Below are 20,006 nucleotides of genomic sequence, written 5' to 3' on the forward strand. Positions count from 1 at the left end.
ATGATTTTAACCCTGCCGGGCTCCGGCGCATCCGATACCTGTTTGAAGGCCCCGCAACGAGGATTTTTGATGAAGTGGCCGCGGCCGATGGGCGCGCTGCTGGTGCTGCTGGCGTGGCTGGCCGCGCCCGCCGTCCGCGCCCAGGTGCTCGACGACAGCACCAAGGTGGTGTACGGGCCCAAAACCACGCGCGTCATTTACGAAGCCGAGGTGCTGCGCGACTCTACCGCCGGCACGCTGCTCGACACCACGCTCACGCACTTTCCGCAGGAGCGGTTCTGGACCCACGACACCACGTTTCAGCAGGACCTGGGCGCCGTGGGCACCGCCACGCGGCCGCTGCTCTACCAGCCCAACCTGCAGCTGGGGGCCCGCCTGGGCCGCAACGTGTTCGACAAATACGCCCGCGACGCCAGCAAGGTGCCGTACTACGACTCCCGCTCGCCGTATTCGTTTTTCCGCTACATCCAGTCGGGCGCCGGCGAGCAGGTGTTTGAGTTCAGCTACAGCCGCAGCCTGAAGAAAAACTTCAGCGTGGGCATCGCCTACGAACGCATTGCCTCAAACAAGATTCTCGCCACTATCAGCTCGCGGGCCGGCTTGGTGGAACATTCCAACCTGCTGTTTTTTGGCCGTTACCAAACCGAAGACGAGCGTTATCACCTGTTGTTCAATTTCACGAACGCCCGCCACCGCGCCGCTGAGCAGGGCGGCATCTGGCCGCTAAAAACGCGCATACGTCCGGAGGGAGCGGGCATCAACGACAGCATTCCCGGCCCGGGCAGCGAAGAAACGCCCGCCGACCTGTTCAAGTACAACCAGCAGCGCGTGTACCTCACCCAGGCCGCCAACAACGAGGACCGCGACGAACTCTATTTCACCCACACCTACCGGCTGCTGGGCCGCGGCCTCACCGTGTACCACACCTTCGACGCCAAGCGCCAGTACAACAGCTATTCCGATTTGGCCCTCCAGCGGCTTAACTCTGCCGAAAACTTCTACCCCCGCGTGCTGTACTACCCGCGGGTGCTGCGCAACACGGCGGCCATTCTCGACCGCGTGGAGTTTGCGCAGGTGGAAAACACGGCCGGGGTGCTGGGCCGCACCAAGGCGGTGGAGTACCGCCTCTACGGCCGCTACCGCACCGCCAGCCTGGTGTCGCAGGCGCTGGTCAACAACCAGGACTTCGGCGGGGCAATTAACACCGGGCTGCGCCTGGAGCAGGCCGCGCCGCGCCGCACGTTCAACGAAGTGTTTTTTGGCGGCACGGCGGCTTTCAACTACCGCACCGTCTACGCCGTGGAGGCGGCGGGCGAGCTGCACCCCGTGTCCTTCGGGCCTGCCCAGAATGGGCCCGAATATTGGGCCCGGGCTTCGGTGCGCACCGGGCCGCTGTCGGCCGAAGCCCTGAGCACGTCGTACGCGCCCACGCTCACGCAGCAGGAGCTAGTGGGCAACAACTATGAGTGGCACCACCTGCCCGGCTCGGCCACCGAATTCAGCAACACCAACACCACCCAGCTCACCGGCCGCCTGCGGCTGAAACTGCCCGACCTCGGCCTGCTCAACAAGCAGCACTTCGAAGCCAGCGCCAGCCTGGTCAACATCGGCAATCTGGTGTACTACGACACCACCGCCATGCCCACCCAGGAAACCACGGCCCGAAACCTGCAGGTGCTGTCGGCGCGGCACCAGGTGCACCTGGGCCGGGTGGCCTTCGACAACCAAGCCACTTACACCCGCGGCGGCGACGTGAACGGCCTGCGCATTCCGGCCCTGGTGAGCAACTCGCGGGTGTACTACGAGAGCTACATTTTTCGCCGGGCGATGTTTACCCAGATTGGCGCCGAAGTGTACTATCAGTCGCGCTACCGGGCCTTCGACTACAGCCCCAGCACGCAGCAGTTTCATCAGCAAAACACTTTCACCATCCGCAACTACGCCGTGGCCAACGTGTTTCTGACGGCCGACATCAGAGCCGTGTCGGTGTTCCTCAAAATGGCCTACATCAACCAGGGCCTGCTGGGCGACGGCTATTTCACCACCCCGTACTACACCGGGTACCCGCGCCGCTTTCAGTTCGGCGTGAAATGGAATTTCTTTAACTAGGAATCAGGAAATGAAAGAGAAAACCATCCTGAAATTGAAGCTGAACACCGACCCGCGCTGGGTCGACATCGCCGAGAAAAACATCGAGGACATCCTGGTCGACCACGCCTGGTGCGAGCAAAAAGCCGCCAGCACCGGCATCAGCATGATTATCCACTACCCCGAGAAAACGCGGCTAGTGGACGAGCTGACCGACCTCGTGGCCGAGGAGTGGAGCCACTTCGAGCGGGTGCTGCTGGAGCTGCGCAAGCGCGGCTATGCCCTGGGCCGCCCCCGCAAAGACGAATACGTGGTGCAGCTGCTGGCCCACGTGCGCAAAGGCGGCGCCCGCGAGCGTCAGCTCATGGACCAGCTCCTGGTGTCGGCCCTCATCGAAGCGCGCAGCTGCGAGCGGTTCAAGCTGCTCTGGCAAAACATCGCCGACCAGGAACTGAGCAAATTCTACTACGAGCTGATGGTGTCCGAAGCCGCACACTTTGTGAGCTACGTGGACTTGGCCAAGGAATACTGCGACCCCCAAGTGGTGGACGAGCGCCTGCAGGAGCTGCTGAAAATCGAAGGCGAAATCATCACCAATCTGCCCGTGCGCGACGACCGGATGCACTAAGCGCGAGGTTTCGCGAAGTGAAAAGAGGTTTCGCAAGGTTGGCAGCACGTCAACTTTGCGAAACCTCTTTTCACTTCGCGAAACCTTGCGCTATACCGCCGGCAGCACCGTCCCGCGCACCTCGCCGAATCCAATGCGCACGCCGTCTTTCTCGGCAAAGCCGCGCATGGTCACCGTGTCGCCATCGAGCAGGAATTTGCGCTCCGAGCCATCGGCCAGGGGCACGGGGCGGGTGCCGCGCCAGGCCAGCTCCAGCATCGAGCCCAGCGAGTCGGGCGTGGGGCCCGAGATGGTGCCGGAAGCGTAGAGGTCGCCGGCTTCGAGGTTGCAGCCGTTGGAAGCGTGGTGGGTGAGCTGCTGGGCCATGCTCCAGTACATGAGGCCAAAATTGGTGCGGCTGATGGTGGTTTCGGGGCCGCCGGCGGGCGTGAGGGCCACTTCGAGGTGCACGTCGAAGTTGTGCGCGCCGCTTTGCTGCAGGTAGGGCAGGGGCGTGGGCTCCTGCACCGGGCCGGGCGTGCGGAAGGGCTCCAGCGCATCCAGCGTCACCACCCAGGGCGCCACGCTGCTACCAAAGTTTTTGCCTAGAAAGGGGCCCAGCGGCACGTATTCCCAGCTTTGCAGGTCGCGGGCGCTCCAGTCGTTGAACAGGCACAGGCCGAAAATGTGCTCTTCGGCTTCGGCCAGCGGCACGGTGCTGCCCAGCTCGGTGCCGGTGCCCACCACGAAGGCCATTTCGAGCTCAAAGTCGAGCTGGCGGCTGGGGCCGAAGGTGGGCGCGGCTTCGTCGGGGGCTTTGCGCTGGCCGTTGGGCCGGCGGATATTAGTGCCCGACACCACGATGCTGCTGGTGCGGCCGTGGTAGCCGATGGGCAGGTGGCGCCAGTTGGGCAGCAGGGCGTTGGCCGGGTCCCGAAACATGGTGCCCACGTTGGTGGCGTGCTCGATGCTGCTGTAGAAATCGGTGTAGTTGTTGGGCTTCACGGGGCGCAGCATGCGTACTTCGGACTGGCGCAGCAGGCAGGCGCGCACGGCCTCTTCGTGGTCGCGCAGGCGGGGCTCGTCGTGGCGCAGCAGCTCGCTCACGCGCTGGCGCACGGCCCGCCACGCCGGCCGGCCCAGCTTCAGAAACCCGTTGAGCGAGCGGCGGCGAAACACCTTGGGCTGGGCGTCGCCCAATTCGGTCAGGTCCTCAAAAAAGCCGTACTGGCTGGCCGCGTACAAATCGAGCACGTAGCGCCCGATGGCCACGGCCAGGCGCGTGCCCCGCTCCTCGGTTTCAAACACGCCAAATGGCAGGTTTTGGATGGGAAAATCGGAGCCGGGGGCAATGTCAATCCAAGAGCGGAGGGCAGGCGAGTTGGGCGAAGTGGCCATGACGGGAGAAAGGGTACGGCGCAAAAGTAGGGCAAGGCCGTGCTTCCGGGCTGTTCAGCTTGATTGGCTGCCGTTTTTTGCAAACATTGCGTCTCCTCCTTTTCCCGCTGCTTCCTGCATGATTCACCCCGACACCGAGCTGCGTTTCATCAGTCCCGAAGTTGGCTTTGGCGTGGTGGCCACCGCGCTGATTCCCAAGGGCACCATCACCTGGGTGTTCGATTCGCTTGACCAGATTATTTCACCCGCGGCCCTGGCCCTGATGCACCCGTTGCAGCAAACCTTTCTGGAAAAATACTGCTACCGCGACCACCACGGCGACTACGTGCTGTGCGGCGACCATTCGCGCTTCGTCAACCACAGCTTTCGGTCCAGCTGCATCAGCACGGCCTACAATTGCGAGCTGGCCGTGCGCGACATCCATCCCGGCGAGGAGCTCACCGACGATTACGGCTACCTCAACCTCATCGAGCCCTTCGACTGCCTGCCCGAGCCCGGCAGCCCGCGCACCCAAGCCCTGCCCGACGACTTGCTCCGTTTCCACGCCCACTGGGACGCGCAGTTGCTCTCGGCCTTTACGGCATTCAACCGGGTTGCCCAGCCGCTTTTGGCGATTTTAGCGCCGGAGCAGCGGCGTGAGGTGCTGGCCGTGGCCAATGGCCAGCGCCCGATGGCGTCCATTTTGAACTGCTATTACCAGGAAAAAGCAACGCGGCCGTTGTAGCCCGCGCCCCCGCACGTGTTACACGGCGTGAGGACGCGGGCTACAACGGCCGCGCTGCGTAAGCAGTTGGCTTATTTGGCCTCGACGGCGGTGATTTCGGGCACGGCTTTTTTCACCGTGTCTTCCAGGCCGGCGCGGGTCATTGGCGACATGGGGCAGGCGCCGCAGGCGCCCTGCCACTCCAGCTGGAGCACGCCTTCGGGCGTGATGTTGGCCACGCGCACGTTGCCGCCGTCGGTGGCCAGGTAGGGGCGCAGGGTATCCAGAGCGGCCTCAATGCGGGGCATCAGCGGATGGTCGAAGGTAGGGGCGGTGGTGGTTTCCACGAGCATTAGGAGTTCATCTGCACGACGGCCGTTTTGGGGGCCACGTTGTTGCGGATACTGACTTGGCGGGCCACGGCTTCGGCCAGGTAGGCGAAGCGCTGGCCCACTTCAGAGGTGGGGTCGAGCACGGCGGGCTGGCCCTGGTCGCCGTTTTCGCGGATGGTTTGCACCAGCGGCAGCTGGCCCAGCAGCGGGATGTCGTGCTGCGCGGCGAGGCGCTGGCCGCCGCCTTCGCCAAAAATAAAGTACTTGTTCTCGGGCAGCTCGGCCGGCGTGAACCACGCCATGTTTTCCACCACGCCCAGCACGGGCACGTTGATTTGCGGCTGGCGGAACATCTGCAGACCTTTCTGGGCATCGGCCAGGGCCACTTTCTGCGGCGTGGTCACGATGACGGCGCCCGTCACGGGCACAGTTTGCACTAGCGTGAGGTGAATGTCGGAGGTGCCGGGCGGCAGGTCGAGCAGCAGGTAGTCGAGCTCGCCCCAGTCCACTTCGGTTATGAATTGCTTGAGCGCCGACGAGGCCATCGGCCCGCGCCACACAATGGCGCTTTCGGCCGGCGCCAGGAAGCCGATGCTCATCAGCTTCACGCCGTACTTGATGATGGGCTGGATGAGGTTTTTGCCGTTCGGGCCCTGAAACACGTGCGGGGCCTCGTTCTCCACCCCAAACATGACCGGCATGCTGGGGCCGGAAATATCGGCGTCGACCAAGCCCACCTTGGCGCCGGTGGCGGCCAGGGCCACGGCCAGGTTGGCCGTCACGGTGCTTTTGCCCACGCCGCCCTTGCCGGAGGCGATGGCAATAATATTTTTCACGCCGGGCAGCAGGTCGCCGCGGTTGTGGCGGCCGGTGGTCACGCGCGAGGTCATCGTAATCACCACGTTGGCGTCTTTGGCCACCATGGTGTGAATGGCGCGCTCGCAGGCGTCGTGAATGAGCTGCTTGAGGGGGCAGGCGGGCGTGGTAAGCACCACGGTGAAGGCGACGGTAAGGCCGTCAATCTCAATGTTCTCAATCATGTTGAGCGTCACGAGGTCCTGGCCCAGGTCGGGCTCTTCCACGTAGCTCAGGGCTTTGAGAACGGCTTCTTTGGTAATCATCATGGGGGTGGGCTAGGCGCCGGAAGGGCGGGCCGCAAAGATAACCCCGGAAGCGCCGGAGCGGTTCGGAAGATGCAAAAATGCAGGTCTAACTATCAAAAAATCTGCCTTTTCGGCTTGCAATTATTCGATATTTTTCCCACATATTTACAGGCATGCCCCTGGCAGTAATCTAAAGATTTTACACTGTTTACCTTATCTATATGCAAAACCTCGACTCTGCGAACCGTTCACTCCTTGCCGATGCCCGGGCGTTTTCCGACGGCCAGCCCGAGGCCGAGGAGGTAGTCGTGTTTGAACTTCTGGTGCCGGGCGCTGCCAAAGTGCCGCCCCAGCGCCAGTACCTCGAAGTTGCTTCGCTGGTGGTGTTGCCGTCGTCGGTGAGCAGCACCGTGCCCAGCACCATTGTCACCGATTTGCGCGTGAGCGACACCGCCCGCCGCCTCACCTGGAAAGTGACGGCCACCCTGACGGCGCCCCCCGCCCAAGCGCGGCGCCACTAGCGGCTCCGGGCGGCCGTAGCTGCTTTATTGCAAATGCTCCAGCTGGCGCGAGGCCAGCAAGCCTTCGGGCACGCTGAGCGCGCCGGTGTGTGGGTCGATGAGGCCGTTGCGCTCGTCTTCGATGTTGGTGGCCTGGGTGTACACGTCGCCCGCAATGGGGCGGGTGCGCAGCTCCTGCTTAAAGGCCTTGATGCTGTTGGTGCGGGATTCGGCGTCGGCCGGGCCGCCGTAGTCCGAAAAGCCGAAGCCGCCCCACTCGCTCACAATCAGCGGCACCTGGCGGCGGTAGAAGAACGGGTCGCCCACCACCAGGGGGAAAGCGGCCGTGCCGTCCATTTGGCCGCCCACCAGGCGGTCGAGCAACTCTTTCCAGCGGGCCAGGTCGGGGGTGTAGAGGTGGGCCGTGAGCAGGTCCGACTTTAGACGGCCGGTGTAGGAAATGTGGTGCCAGCCGTCGTTGTCGACCACCAGAAACTGCGGGTAGGCAATCTGCATGAAGTGGTAGGTTTCGACGATGTACTGGCGGGTTTCGGGGTTGGTGGCGATGTCCTGGGCGCCCCAGTCCTCGTTGTAGAGGCTCCAGATGATGATGCTGGGGTGGGTTTCGCTCAGCGTGACGAGGCGCAGCAGCTCGGCGCGGTGGTTTTCGCGGCTGCGCGGGGTGGAGCTGTGCGGGCTGGGCACTTCCACCCACAGCAGCAGGCCCAGCTCATCGGCCAGGTTGTAGATGCGCGGGTCGATGCCGGCAATGTGCACGCGCACCAGGTTGCAGCCTAGGGCCTTCATGGCGTGCATGTGGCGCTGCATTTCTTCCAGCGTGGCCTGGCCGGGCTGGTAGAGAATGCCGTCGAGGTAGGTGGGCTGGTTGTTGAGGTACACGTAGCGGCCGCGCGCCTCAATCTTGCGCAGCCCAAACAGCGTTTCAATCTGGGCGGCGTAGCCCTCGGCGTCGATTAGGCAGGCCACCAGGCGGTAGCGGTTGGGCGCCTCGGGGCTCCAGAGCTCGGCGCCAGGCACTTCCAGCACCACGCGTTGCTGCCACTGCCCGGGTTCCAAGTGCAGCGGAAAGTCGGAGGAGGCGAGCGGGGCCGTGCGGTCGGACGTGAGCGGGTCGAAGACCTGCAAGCGGATGAGGTAGTCGCCGGCATCGTGAATGCGCAGCGTCAGGTTGAAGCGCACCAGCTGGTCTTCCACCACGCTCACCACGCCCACGCGCGAGCGCAGGCGGTTGCGCTCCACGGTTTCGAGCCACACGCTGCGCACGGCCCCGGTGTAGGTTTGGTACCAGATGCCGCCGCGCTTGTACACGTGCGATTCCTGCTTGCCGCGGGGCGTCTCGGCGTCCATCGTGTCCACGATGCGCACGGTGAGGCGGTTCACGAGGTGCAGGTTCTCCTCGTTCAGCTCGTAGCTGAAAGAAGTGTACTCGCCGAAGTGCACGTCTTCGCCCTCGATGGTTTTCAGGAGCTGGCCGTTGAGCCACACCCGCGTTTCGTAGCCGCAGGCCCCAAACGTGAGCTGAATGAGGGAGCGCGCCTGGGGCTCGGCTATTTCGGGCAGGTTGAACTCGCGCTCGTACCACACCACAATTTTGTCGTGCCAGGCGGCGCCGCCCTGCTGGCCCCGCACCTCGGCCAAATGGGCTTCGACCGAGCCGGGCCACTGGGCCAGGTGCTCGTAGTTGTGGCCCAGGGCCCAGTCGTCGAGCAGGCCCACGTCTTCCGCATCGTGGGCAAATTTCCATTGGCCGTCGAGCAGCACGTGGCTGCTCATGCGCAGCACGGCGCGGGGCAAGGGATTCGTGAATTCCTCGGGGGTTTCCTCTTCGGGCCGGCTGGCCGAGAGCGAATAGTTGGATGGGTTCAGGTCCTCCATGCGGGCAAGGGTAGGGGCGCAGCGAGATAAGCTGTGCCTGACATACCCCTGCTAACGGGCATATTCATCAGAATGATGCACACCGACCCATCGAATGACAAACCGCCCGCGGTATTGGCGGCTTGCAAGTCGGCCGTTGCGCTGCGGCTAGAGCTGCACGCCCATGGCCAGCCCGGCGCCGCCGCCGGGGGCGTAGGTGGGCACCAGCAGCATTTTGTGGGCCAGCCGCTGCGGCAGCAGCTTGGTGAGCGCCGGGTAGGCGTGCCACACCGTTTCGGCCGAGAGAAAGCCGATGGCAGCGCCGGCCAGCACGTCGGTGGCCCAGTGCTTGTTGCCGAGCACGCGCATGGTGCCGGTGGCGGTGGCCACGGCGTAGCCAGTCACGCTCACCCAGGGGTATTGGCGCCCGTATTGCTCGTGCAGCAGCGTGGCCGTGAGGAAGGCCTGCGAGGTGTGCGACGACGGAAACGAGCTCAGGTCCTGGGCGTTGTAGGGCCGGGGCTCGGCGGTGATGCGCTTGAGGTGATTCACCACGCCCTGGTCCAGCTCGTGCGCCACCAGGTAGATGAGCGTGAAGCCCAGCGGCGTGCGCACGCCTTTGTGGCCGGTGGCCATCAGCCCGTAGGCCAGGGCCAGGGGCGCGTGGCGCGTGTAGTCGTCGAGGCCGTGCGCGTCGAAGCCGCTGAAAACTTCCTGCGTTTCTTCCTGCAGGTCCTGCTTGGCCTTGCACAGGGTTTGGTTGAAGGTGGGCTTGTGGGCCAGCACGCCCACGCCAATGGCCACCGACGGCACGGCCACGCGCAACAGAGCCGCGCGCAGGTGCCCGGCGGGCCGGGCCGTTACCGAATCGGGCAATGGGCGGGTGGGAGCCTGGGCGGCGGCCTGGATGCACGGCCACCCGGCCAGCAGCAAAAGCAAGCGCAACCGAATTAACATAAAAGCAGGACCTGGATGTGGATTCTAAATCTACACACGGCCGCGCCCGAAACGAAACAAAAACCGGTGAGTGGAAGGCTTTTCCCCCTGAGCAGCCGGTCTGACGCGGCCACCTGCCGGGCACAAAAAAGCCTCTGCCTGACGGGGCAGAGGCTTTGGACTGCATTCGGGCGCAGCCTAGGTTTTTTGCTTCTTCTTCTTGGCCGCCGGGAAAAGAATGTTGTTCAGGATGAGGCGGTAGCCGGGAGAGTTGGGGTGCAGGGCCAGGTCGGTGGGCTCCTCGCCCACCAGGTGCTGGTAGTCTTCGGGGTCGTGGCCGCCGTAGAACGTCCAGGTGCCTTTGCCGAGCGAGCCGTGCACGTAGCGCGCCTCGCCGGTTTGCTTGGTGTCGCCCATTATCACCACATCGGGTTTCACGAGGCTTTTGCGGAAGGCCGTGGTCTGGCCCATGAAGCCGTGAATAGTTTTTTCGTGGTTCTGGCACAGCATGGTGGGCACCGGGTCGTACTTGGCCGAGAAGGTGAAGAGCTGGAAATAATCGTTTTGCTCACCCAGGCCCCGCTCGCCGGGCTGCATGTCGATGTTGGAGTACTCGTACTCAAACGGGTTGGTTTTGAGCTGGAAGTTCTGAAAGGCCAGGCAGCGGTTAAAGTTGAGCTTGGATTGGGCCGCCGGGTCGGCGGGGTCGCCGTCGTACATGCTTTCCACCATGTCGATGCCCAAGCTGGCCAGGGCGATGTCGTAGCTGTCGGTGGCCGAGCACATGGCAAACAAAAAGCCGCCTCCGGCAATGAATTCCTGCATTTTGGTGGCCACGGCGCCCTTCATCACGCTCACCTTGGCAAAGCCGTTGCGCTTGGCGGCGGCTTCGGCGTCGCGCACCTGCTGCTGGTACCAAGGGTAGTTGCGGTAGGTGGCGTAGAACTTGCCGTACTCGCCCGTGAAGTCTTCGTGGTGCAGGTGCAGCCAGTCGTACTTGGGCAGCTCGCCCTTCAGCACTTCGTCGTCGTAAATCTGGGTGTAGGGAATTTCGGCGTAGGTGAGCACCATGGTCACGGCGTCGTCCCAGGGCTGCTTGCCCTTGGGCGTGTACACCGCAATTTTGGGTACCTTCTCCAGCTTCATCACGTCCATGTTGGCGTTGGGGTCGGCTATTTCCTGCAGGATGCCGGTGTATTGCGCTTCGCTGATGACCTGAAACGTGACGCCGCGCACGGCCAGCTCATTCTCGGCCGCCGAGCTGGTTTCGAAGGCAAACGCGCCGCCGCGGTAGTTGAGCAGCCAGTCAACGGGCACCTCGCGCTGCAGCAGCCAAAACGCCACCCCGTAAGCCTTGAGGGCTTCTTTTTGGGTGTTGTCCATCGGGATGAACACGTGGTTGGCCCGCGCGGCCAGGGGGGCGGCCACGCCGGCCACCGCCATCAGCCAAAACAAGAGAAAACGCTTGAACAGCATAAGATTTTAGCAAAAGAAACGCATGTCCGCAACGAGGTTGCGGCGCCTGTGGTTCAAGTTAGGCGTCGGCCGCCGAACTTTGGGCTTGTGGCGCATGCTTTCGCTTGCGCTTGAAGAAAGGCACAAGCCGAAGCATGTGCTACAACACCCTTGCCATGAGCCCTTTCGAAAACGTTCGCGAAGCTTTCCGTTCCATCCGCGCCAATCTGCTGCGCACCGTCCTCACGGCCCTCATTCTCAGCATCGGGCTGTTTGCGCTGGTGGGCATCCTCACCAGCATCGACGCCATGAAAAACTCGCTGTCCGAAACCTTCGCCAGCCTGGGCGCCAACTCCTTTGAGCTGCACGCCAAGGGCTACACCAACCGCTCCCGGCGTGGCGGCGTGCAGGGCAAGCAGTACCCGCCCATCGACTTTTTGCAAGCCAAGCTCTACAAAAAAGCCATGGGCGACGAGGCCCAGGTGGGCGTGTCGGCCTTCATCTCCGGCGCCGCCGAAATGAAGGCCAACGGCGTGAAGACCAACCCCAACATGCAGGTGACCGCCGGCGACGAAAATTACCTGAAAATTCAAGGCTACAACCTCGCCGAAGGGCGCACCTTCTCCCAAACCGAGCTCAGCAGCGGCGCCAACGTGCTGATTGTGGGCGACGAAATCAAGCAGAAGCTGTTTCCCAAGCAAAGCCCCATTGGCCAGTACGTGTCGGCCCTGGGCCGGCGCTTCCTGATAGTGGGCCTGCTCGAAAAAAGCGGCGGCAGCATGGGCGGGGGCGGCGCCGACCGCCTGGCCCTGCTGCCCCTCGAAACCGGCAACCAGATGCCGCGCCAGCGCGCCCTTACCTACGACATCAAAACCGCCACCGACAAGCCCGGCACGCTGTCCTTCCTCATGGGCCAGGCCACCGGCAAGATGCGCGCCGTGCGCCACGACAAGCTGGGCCAGGAAGACAGCTTCACGGTGGAAAGCAGCGAGTCGCTGGCGTCTACGCTTGATTCCATTTCGGGCAAGGTGAAGGTGGGTGGCAGCATCATGGCTTTCATCACACTACTGGGGGCCAGCATTGCCCTCATGAACATCATGCTGGTGTCGGTGACGGAGCGCACGCGCGAAATCGGCATCCGCAAAGCGCTGGGGGCCACCGCCGTGCAGATTCGGCAGCAGTTCCTCATCGAAGCCATTGTGATTTGCCTGCTGGGCGGCACGCTGGGTATCATACTGGGGGTGCTGGGCGGCAACGGCGTGGCCAAGCTCATCGGGGCCGGCTCGTTCTTCGTGCCGTGGTTCTGGATGTTCTTGGGCCTGGTTATCTGCGTGGGCGTGGGGCTGGCCTCGGGCTATTACCCCGCCAGCAAAGCCGCGGCGCTCGACCCCATCGATTCGCTGCGCTACGAGTAGGGCAGGGGCAACATGCTGAAGAAATGCATCCTTGGCGCGTGGCTTTGGGCCGTGGCCGCTCCCGGCTGGGCGCAAGCCGTGGCGGGGGCCGCGCAGGCACGCATTGCCACGGTCACGGAAGGCCGGCCGGCCAACCGATTTAAAGTTCCGCAGGTGCAGCTGGCCGATGCCGCGGTGGCCGCGCGCATCAACCGCCGCTTGGTGGCGTTGGTGCTGGGCGGCGAAACCAACCCCGCGCTGAGCGTGCGCCAGCAGCTGCGGCAAGCCGAGCGGACCTGTTGCTACGACGGCGAGAACGGGCTGGGCTGGAACACGGCCGGGCAGGGCCTCACGGGCTGCGACTACACCGTGTTGCTGAATCAGCAGGGCTTGCTGTCCATTGAGTATTCGCAGGAATTCACGGGCGCCTACTCGTGGGAGCAGGCCCGGCACGCCACCTTCGACCTACGCACGGGCCGCCAGCTGGCCCTGGCCGACCTGGTGGCCGACCCGCCCGCGCAATTGACGCGCCGCATGCACGGAGCCATCAGCCGCCGCCTGGGCGAAACCATGGCCGAGCTGCGCGATGTAGGGGACTCCACTGATTTCGAAATCGTGGCCGAAAATTTCCATTGGGACGAAACGGCGAAGCGCGTGCGGTTCCAGTCCGACCCCGGACCCGCCGAAGAAGCCCGGGCCTCCGAGCCCGATTTGGAAAGCTTCGCCCTCACGCCGACCGAATTGCGGCTCTACTACGAGCGCATGCTGCCGCACGTCCTGCTGAACTTAGAGCCCGACAACACCTACCGCTTTCCCTATTCGAGGGTGCAACCGCGAGGAGCGCTGCTGCCCGTGGCTGCAAGGGCCCGGCCGCCGAAAGCGAAGTGAGGTTGGGTGAATGTTATACATTTGCACAAACCTCATTTGTGCAACATGGTGGCCATTCCCGCTTCCGAAACCATTGACCAGCGCTTCGCCCAGCTTATTCAGCAGTTCGGGCTCACCAAAAACAGCTTTGCCATCTCGCTGGGCAAAACCGCTAGTGTGGTGCAACACCTCATCGACGGCCGCAACAAGCCCGGCTACGACCTGCTGTGCAAGGTATTTGAGGTCTACCCAAATGTCTCAAGAGATTGGCTCCTGCTGGGCCGCGGCCCCATGCTGGTGGGCGGCGAGCCCATTCCGAAGCCGACGCCCCGGGCCGTGTCTCCCACGGTCGAAGCGCCCCTTGAGCCCATCGACCTGACCGACATTGAAGCGCCGGTCAGCCGCCGCGCTGGGCCCGGCGTGGCCGGCAGCCGTCTGCAGCCCGCCGAAATTGCCGCCACGCTGGCGCTGGCGTCGGCCGTTCAGCAGCCCGCTCTCGCCGCCACGTCCGTGCTGAATGATGTGGTCCAATCCCCCCAAGCCGCGCCCGCCGCTGTCGAGTCTTCCGCTGCGCCAGTGCCCCAAGTCGCCTCCGCTACCGAAACCAGCCGCCAGCCAGAACAGCCGACTGGCTATTCGTCCGCGCAGCCTGGCGCGGTGCCGCAAAGTAATGTTGCGCCGGCCTTGGTTCCTGCTGTTGCTCCCGCCATTAATCCGGAAACCTACGTTGCGGCGGCTCTGCACGCCCAGCACATGCAGCACCAGTTGGCAATGGCCGAGATGCGCAACCAGCACCTGCTGGAGCAGCAACAAATGTTACGCGAGATGCTGGCCATGGCAAGGCAGGCCATGGTCTGAACCACGGATTCGTGCGGATTTTCCGGATTCCACGGATTTTGTGAACGGCACAAAATGCAAGTAAAAAGGCCACTCATATGAGTGGCCTTTATTTTTTAGCATTGAATAGGTTCTGAATCCGCGCCGTCTACGAAATCCGTGAAATCCGAAAAATCCGCCCGAATCCGTGGTTCAGACGAGAATGCCTACTTCCTCGGCTTCCATCAGCCCCAGGGCATTAACCGCCGTGAGGCGCAGCTTCTTCATTTCGCCCACCAGCAGAGGGTCGTATTTGGCCGCCACGCGGATGTAGTTGGGCGTGAAGCCTTCCATGCGGCCATCGGTCACGTCGTCTTCAAACAGCACGTCGGTTTCGAGGCCCAGGTGCTGCTCGTAGAAGTGGCGCTTTTTCTTTTCCGACAGGCTGCGCAGCTGCGTGGTGCGCTCGTGGCGCACCCGGTCCTGCACGCGGCCGGGCAGGGAAGGCGCCAGCGTATCGGGCCGCTCCGAGTAAGGAAACACGTGCAGGTAGCTAATGGGCAACTCGTTCAGGAACTGGTAGGTATCGAGGAAGTCGGCATCGGTTTCGCCCGGAAAGCCCACAATCACGTCGACACCAATGCAGGCGTGCGGCATCAGTTCCTTGATGCGGGCCACGCGGCCGGCGTAGAGGGCCCGGCGGTAGCGGCGGCGCATCAGGCCCAGAATCTTGTCCGAGCCGCTTTGCAGCGGGATGTGGAAGTGCGGCATGAACCGCTCCGACGCCGCCACCGTGGTCAAAATGTCGTCGGTAAGCAGGTTGGGCTCGCAGCTGCTGATGCGGAAGCGGCGGATGCCGGTTACCCCGTCAAGGGCCTTCACCAGCTGGGTAAAGTCTTCGCGGCGCTCGCGCTCGGGGCCTTGCAGGCCAAAATCGCCGAGATTCACGCCGGTGAGCACGATTTCCTTTACGCCGGTTTCAGCCAATTTTTCCACGCGTTCCACCACGCTGGCCACGCTGCCCGAGCGGCTGCCGCCCCGCGCCAGCGGAATGGTGCAAAACGAGCAGGAGTAGTCGCAGCCGTCCTGCACCTTGAGAAACGTGCGGGTGCGGTCGCCAAACGAATGCGCGGCCACGAATTCGGTGGCTTCCGAAATGGGGGAGGCGTGCACCGCGCCCGGATGGCCAGCGGCAGGCTTCTTGAAATCGGCCAGGATGTCGACGAGCTGAAACTTCTCGGCGGCGCCCAGCACGGCGCTTACGCCGGGAATCTCCGAAATCTCCTGGGGCTTGAGCTGCGCGTAGCAGCCCACGATGGCCACGAAGGCTTCCGGATTATGCTTGAGGGCCTGCTGCACCACTTTCCGGCACTTGCGGTCGGCGTGGTCCGTGACGGAGCAGGTGTTGATAACGTATAAGTCAGCCCCGGCTTCAAAGGCTACTTTTTGGAAGCCCTTCTCTTCAAACTGCCGGCCGATGGCCGACGTTTCGGAGAAGTTCAGCTTGCAGCCGAGGGTATAAAAGGCAACGGATTGGGGGGTAGGCATAGCGCCGCAAAGGTACGGCCGGGGGCCAGAATGCGCCGCCGGCCGTGGCTAGCGGCGGGCAAAGTCTTCGAGCGACACTTGTTCTAGGGCCTGGCCCAGCTTTACCTGCGCATCGGTCACGTTCACGTCGCGCTCCCAGGTGTGCCGGCTCACGTTATCGAACGTGACCGCACCGGCCGGCGAAACGGCTCCGAATCCGTTGTTAAACGTGTAGAAGGCAAACGGCGTGGGATGCACCGCCAGCAGGTTGCGGCTCCACACATACGGTGTGGCCGGCAGCCCAAGCTGCTGCAGCAGCGTGGCCGCCACATCGGTCTGCGAGCCCAGGGCGGTGATAACCTGCCCGCGGCTTTCGGGCCGTAGGGCGCCCCCGGCCAGTAGTAGCGGAATGTGAAACTTGGCCGGGCTTTGGTTGGCGGAGTGGCCGGGCAGCGGGTGGCCGTGGTCGGCCACGAGCACCAGCAGGGTGTGGGCGTACCAAGGCTGCTGCCGGGCCGCGCGCAGGAACTGCCCAAGGGTGTAATCGGTGTAGTACACCGAATTGCGAAACAGGTCCGTTTCGGACGTGCCCGGAAACTTCGTTTTCATGGGCACGTCGAAGGGCTCGTGGCTGCTCAGCGTGAACGCCGTAACGAAAAACGGCTGCGGCTGCGTCCGCAGGTCCTGCAGCACGCGGTCGAAGAGCACGCCGTCGTGGGCGCCCCATTTGGAGTTCTGCTGCGCGGCGGCAAAGTCGGCCCGCTCGGTGAGGTGCTCGTAGCCGGCCGTCTGCAGGTAGCTTTTCATGTTGGCAAACGCCAACTCGCCGCCGTAGTAATAGCCGGAGTGGTAGCCGGCCGCCATCAGCGTGCGGCAGAGGTGGGGCAGGTGCTCGGTTTTGCGCGGAAACTTGATAATGCTGGTGGTGGGCTGGTTGGGATAGCCCGATAGCAGCGACACCAAACCCTTCTGGCTGCGGTCGCCGGCCGCGAAGATGCTGTTGAACAGCACCCCCGTGCGGGCCAGGCTGTCGAGGGTGGGCGTCACGCCCTTTTCGCCGCCCACGCTGCCCACCAGCTTACCGGTAAAGCTTTCGAGGATGATGAACAACACATTGGGTCGCGGCTCCTGCAGAATGGGAGCCGTCGAATCGGCGGGCACTGGCTGGCCCACCGCAGCTGGGTACAGACCGGCCACCAGCCGGCGCGCCGTGCTGTCGGGCATAAACGGGGCCAGGGGTTTTTCCTCGGCCCGCAGCACCAGCGCGCTCATCAGGTTCCAGGGCGCGTTCAGGGCGGCGTGGTTGGCAAACGGGATGCGCGAGAAATACACGTCGCTCTGGTTGACGGGAATTTGCTGGGTGCCGCCGCGCAGGGGCACCACCAGCAGCGCAGCGTAGAGCAGGCTGGCCAGCACCGCTCGCCCGCGCCCAAACCACGCCGGCTGCGGCGCCACCGCCCCCACCACCTTTTTATATAGCCAGCGCCCGCCCAGCGCCAGCAGCGCCAGCAGCGCCAGCAGCAGCGGCAGGGGCGCGCTGCCCGCCGAGGCCGCCATTTCGCCGGGCGAGTTCAGATATTGCAAGGGCGTGTCGTCGAGCCGAAAGCCCCAGGCGCGGTACAGCTCCAGGTCGGCCACCATCAAAAAGGCCAGAAACGCACCAATCACCACCGAATAAGCCCCGACAATTCGCCCAATGGGCAGTTGCGGCAGCACACTGGCCCCCACAAACAGCAAAAAGGGCAGCACCGAGACGTAGGCCGCCGCCGAAGCATCGAGCCGCAGGCCGTATCCAAACGTGGCCAGCAGCGTGCCGATGGACAACTGCGCTGCCGCCCCGTGCTGGTAGCCCAAAAACAAGGCCCGGCCCACCCCAAAAAACAGCAGCCAGAACAAAAAGTAGCGCGGCTGAAACGCAAAGCGGTTTTTCACCCCGCAAAGATAGCCCAGCCGCTAAAGGGATGCAGAACGGGTGCAGATTAACAGCACGAGCACATCAAGTGAATAAATGAGTAAATAGGCGTGAAAAAGAAGGGTCTAAAAATAAAAATTAGTTAAATTTTAGAAAAGGTGTCTCAAAATTTAGGGGGTAGGTAGCTGAGAAAAGGTTTCATGTTTTACCTTTGCCTTCAGATTCGTTACTAACCTTTCAATTCTTCCGTCGGTACTTTCGCATATGGCCACCCTTCGCTTTAAAGCCCTCGAACTCGTCAACCAGCGCCGCCCCATCACGGTGGTGCCCGCTGCCGCCCGTCGCTCCGACAGCTACGGCCAGAACGTGTTCAACCTGGAGGCCATGCGCGCCACCATGCCGGGCGACTATTTCAAAAAGCTGCAGGCGGCCATCAAGCAGGGCGCTACCGTGGAGCGCAACGTGGCCGACGCCGTGGCTTCGGCCATGAAAACCTGGGCCATGGCCAAGGGCGCTACCCACTACACCCACTGGTTTCAGCCCCTCACCGGCGCCACCGCCGAAAAGCATGATTCGTTTTTCGACCTGAATTCCGACGGTCGTCCGATTGAAAACTTCAAGGGTTCGGCCCTTGTGCAGCAGGAGCCCGATGCTTCGTCGTTCCCCAACGGCGGCATCCGCAACACCTTCGAGGCCCGCGGCTACACCGCCTGGGACCCTACCTCGCCCGCATTTATCATCGAGACGGTGGGCGCCAAAACGCTGTGCATCCCCACCATTTTCGTGGCGTACACCGGCGAGGCACTCGACTTTAAAGCACCGCTGCTGAAGTCGCTGGGCGTGCTGGAAAAGGCCGCCGTGGAGGTTTGCCAGTACTTCGACAAAGACGTGAGCCGCGTGAACACCACGCTGGGTATCGAGCAGGAATATTTCCTGGTTGACAAGGCGCTGTACGACGCCCGCCCCGACCTCGTGATGACCGGCCGCACGCTGTTTGGCCACACCCCGGCCAAAGGCCAGCAGCTCGACGACCATTACTTCGGCTCCATTCCGGCCCGCGTGCACGGCTTCATGCTGGAGTTTGAAGAAGAAGCCAACCTGCTCGGCATTCCGCTGCGCACCCGCCACAACGAAGTGGCCCCCAACCAGTTTGAGTGCGCCCCTACCTTTGAGGACGCCAACCTGGCGGTGGACCACAACCAACTGCTGATGGACGTGATGGACCGCGTGGCCGAGCGGCACAACTTCAAAGTGCTGCTGCACGAGAAGCCCTTCGCCGGCGTGAACGGCAGCGGCAAGCACAACAACTGGGCGATGAGCACCGACACCGGCGTGAACCTGCTCGCCCCCGGCCGTCGCCCCAAGGAAAACCTGCAATTCCTGGCCTTCTTCATCACCACCATCAAGGCCGTGCACCGTCACGCCGACTTGCTGCGCGCCAGCATTGCCTCGGCTTCGAACGACCACCGCCTGGGCGCCAACGAGGCCCCGCCGGCCATCATGTCGGTGTTTGTGGGGTCGATGCTGGACTCGGTGCTTGACGAGCTGGAGCGCACCGCCAAACTGCCGCTCGACAAAGGCGACAACATTTACCTCAAGCTGGGCATCGACAAGATTCCGGCCATCCTGCTCGACAACACCGACCGCAACCGCACCTCGCCGTTTGCCTTCACCGGCAACAAGTTTGAGCTGCGCGCCGTGGGTTCGTCGGCCAACTGCTCGTCGGCCATGACGGTGCTCAACACCATCGTTGCCGACCAGCTCATCGACTTCAAGGAGTCGGTGGACGCGCTGATTGACCAGGGCAAGAAAAAGGAAGTGGCCATTGTGGAAGTGCTGCGCGAATACGTCATCTCTTCCAAAAACATTCGTTTCGAGGGCAATGGCTACTCCGACGAATGGAAGGCAGAAGCCGCCCGCCGCGGCCTCAACAACATTGCCACCACCCCGCAAGCCCTTGATGCCTTCATTCGCGAGGACGCGGAGGAACTTTTTGCCCGCCACGGCATCTTCTCCCAAGTCGAACTTCATGCCCGCCACGAAATCTTGCTGGAGGAGTACATGAAGAAAATTCAGATTGAAAGCCGCGTGTTGGGCGACCTGGCCATCAACCATATCATCCCGACTGCGTTACAATACCAGACCAAACTCATTAACAACGTGCGCGGCCTGCGCGAGCTGGGCCTCGACGACGAGCACAGCCAGGTAACCGTGGAGATGATTAAAGCCATCTCGCGGCACGTGGCCACCATCAAAACCACGGCCGACGCCATGACGGAGGCCCGCAAACAAGCCAATAAAATCGCAGACGCCCGCGAGCTAGCCGTGGCGTACTGCGAAGAAGTTAAACCGAAATTCGACCCCATTCGCCGCGCCGTAGACAAGCTCGAGCAAATGGTGGCCGACGAGGACTGGCCCTTGGTGAAGTACCGCGAACTGTTGTTCAGCCGGTAATTCAGCTCGGGACGGAATCGGGTCCGGTGTTGGGTGGGA

At 63.1% G+C, this 20,006-nt stretch carries 16 protein-coding genes; 8 read left to right on the plus strand and 8 right to left on the minus strand.

The features are described from left to right. On the plus strand, positions 1 to 2,109 hold the full coding sequence (locus IC234_RS02350; RefSeq protein ID WP_190922215.1) for a putative porin: 2,109 nt from the start codon (positions 1 to 3) through the stop codon (positions 2,107 to 2,109). A 10-nt stretch (positions 2,110 to 2,119) separates the two neighbouring features. Then, the gene (miaE, locus tag IC234_RS02355) at positions 2,120 to 2,716 is read left to right on the plus strand and encodes a tRNA-(ms[2]io[6]A)-hydroxylase (RefSeq protein WP_190922216.1); all 597 of its coding nucleotides are present in this window, start codon (positions 2,120 to 2,122) and stop codon (positions 2,714 to 2,716) included. Positions 2,717 to 2,806: 90 nt separating this feature from the next. Here the strand turns inward: miaE and fahA are convergent, their stop codons facing one another. Further along, the gene (gene fahA / locus IC234_RS02360; RefSeq protein WP_190922217.1) at positions 2,807 to 4,093 is read right to left on the minus strand and encodes a fumarylacetoacetase; all 1,287 of its coding nucleotides are present in this window, start codon (positions 4,091 to 4,093) and stop codon (positions 2,807 to 2,809) included. Positions 4,094 to 4,211: 118 nt separating this feature from the next. Between fahA and IC234_RS02365 the strand changes: the two genes are divergently transcribed. Then, positions 4,212 to 4,817, plus strand: coding sequence for an SET domain-containing protein (locus tag IC234_RS02365; protein WP_190922218.1), 606 nt, complete (start codon positions 4,212 to 4,214; stop codon positions 4,815 to 4,817). 71 nt (positions 4,818 to 4,888) lie between these two features. On the opposite strand, the gene IC234_RS02370 is transcribed toward IC234_RS02365, so the two are convergent. After that, a complete protein-coding gene (locus tag IC234_RS02370; protein WP_317173327.1) occupies positions 4,889 to 5,104 on the minus strand; it encodes a NifU family protein in 216 nt (71 codons plus the stop codon). Positions 5,105 to 5,148: 44 nt separating this feature from the next. After that, the gene (locus IC234_RS02375) at positions 5,149 to 6,252 is read right to left on the minus strand and encodes an Mrp/NBP35 family ATP-binding protein (RefSeq protein ID WP_190922220.1); all 1,104 of its coding nucleotides are present in this window, start codon (positions 6,250 to 6,252) and stop codon (positions 5,149 to 5,151) included. A 200-nt stretch (positions 6,253 to 6,452) separates the two neighbouring features. Here IC234_RS02375 and IC234_RS02380 point away from each other — a divergent pair, with 200 nt between their 5' ends. Beyond that, positions 6,453 to 6,752 (plus strand): hypothetical protein, encoded by a 300-nt coding sequence (locus IC234_RS02380; protein WP_190922221.1) that lies wholly within the window; start codon positions 6,453 to 6,455, stop codon positions 6,750 to 6,752. Between the two features lie 24 nt (positions 6,753 to 6,776). Here IC234_RS02380 and IC234_RS02385 read toward each other — a convergent pair whose 3' ends face one another. The 3 genes from IC234_RS02385 to IC234_RS02395 form a co-directional block, all read right to left on the minus strand. Further along, the gene (locus IC234_RS02385) at positions 6,777 to 8,627 is read right to left on the minus strand and encodes a glycoside hydrolase family 2 protein (protein WP_190922222.1); all 1,851 of its coding nucleotides are present in this window, start codon (positions 8,625 to 8,627) and stop codon (positions 6,777 to 6,779) included. A gap of 147 nt (positions 8,628 to 8,774) precedes the next feature. Continuing rightward, a complete protein-coding gene (locus tag IC234_RS02390; RefSeq protein ID WP_190922223.1) occupies positions 8,775 to 9,563 on the minus strand; it encodes a phosphatase PAP2 family protein in 789 nt (262 codons plus the stop codon). 177 nt (positions 9,564 to 9,740) lie between these two features. Next, entirely contained in the window at positions 9,741 to 11,018 is a 1,278-nt protein-coding gene (locus IC234_RS02395) for an asparagine synthetase B (protein WP_394354864.1), read from the minus strand. 155 nt (positions 11,019 to 11,173) lie between these two features. Here IC234_RS02395 and IC234_RS02400 point away from each other — a divergent pair, with 155 nt between their 5' ends. The 3 genes from IC234_RS02400 to IC234_RS02410 are packed head-to-tail and all read left to right on the plus strand — an operon-like array spanning position 11,174 to position 14,116. Then, the gene (locus tag IC234_RS02400) at positions 11,174 to 12,412 is read left to right on the plus strand and encodes an ABC transporter permease (protein WP_190922224.1); all 1,239 of its coding nucleotides are present in this window, start codon (positions 11,174 to 11,176) and stop codon (positions 12,410 to 12,412) included. A gap of 12 nt (positions 12,413 to 12,424) precedes the next feature. Then, positions 12,425 to 13,279, plus strand: coding sequence for a hypothetical protein (locus IC234_RS02405; RefSeq protein ID WP_223827431.1), 855 nt, complete (start codon positions 12,425 to 12,427; stop codon positions 13,277 to 13,279). 45 nt (positions 13,280 to 13,324) lie between these two features. Continuing rightward, positions 13,325 to 14,116 carry a hypothetical protein gene (locus IC234_RS02410; protein WP_190922226.1) on the plus strand — a complete coding sequence of 264 codons (792 nt, stop codon included), beginning with the start codon at positions 13,325 to 13,327 and terminating at the stop codon, positions 14,114 to 14,116. Between the two features lie 171 nt (positions 14,117 to 14,287). Here IC234_RS02410 and mtaB read toward each other — a convergent pair whose 3' ends face one another. Both mtaB and IC234_RS22105 read right to left on the minus strand, forming a co-directional pair. Next, positions 14,288 to 15,622, minus strand: coding sequence for a tRNA (N(6)-L-threonylcarbamoyladenosine(37)-C(2))-methylthiotransferase MtaB (gene mtaB / locus IC234_RS02415; RefSeq protein WP_190922227.1), 1,335 nt, complete (start codon positions 15,620 to 15,622; stop codon positions 14,288 to 14,290). Positions 15,623 to 15,670: 48 nt separating this feature from the next. Beyond that, complete coding sequence (locus IC234_RS22105; RefSeq protein ID WP_190922228.1) at positions 15,671 to 17,533, minus strand: LTA synthase family protein; 1,863 nt, start codon at positions 17,531 to 17,533, stop codon at positions 15,671 to 15,673. 244 nt (positions 17,534 to 17,777) lie between these two features. Here IC234_RS22105 and IC234_RS02425 point away from each other — a divergent pair, with 244 nt between their 5' ends. After that, positions 17,778 to 19,967: a glutamine synthetase III family protein gene (locus tag IC234_RS02425; protein ID WP_190922229.1), complete on the plus strand. Its 2,190-nt coding sequence runs from the start codon at positions 17,778 to 17,780 to the stop codon at positions 19,965 to 19,967. Positions 19,968 to 20,006: the final 39 nt, after the last annotated feature.

This window comes from Hymenobacter armeniacus, assembly GCF_014699055.1.
GTDB classification, from domain to species: domain Bacteria; phylum Bacteroidota; class Bacteroidia; order Cytophagales; family Hymenobacteraceae; genus Hymenobacter; species Hymenobacter armeniacus.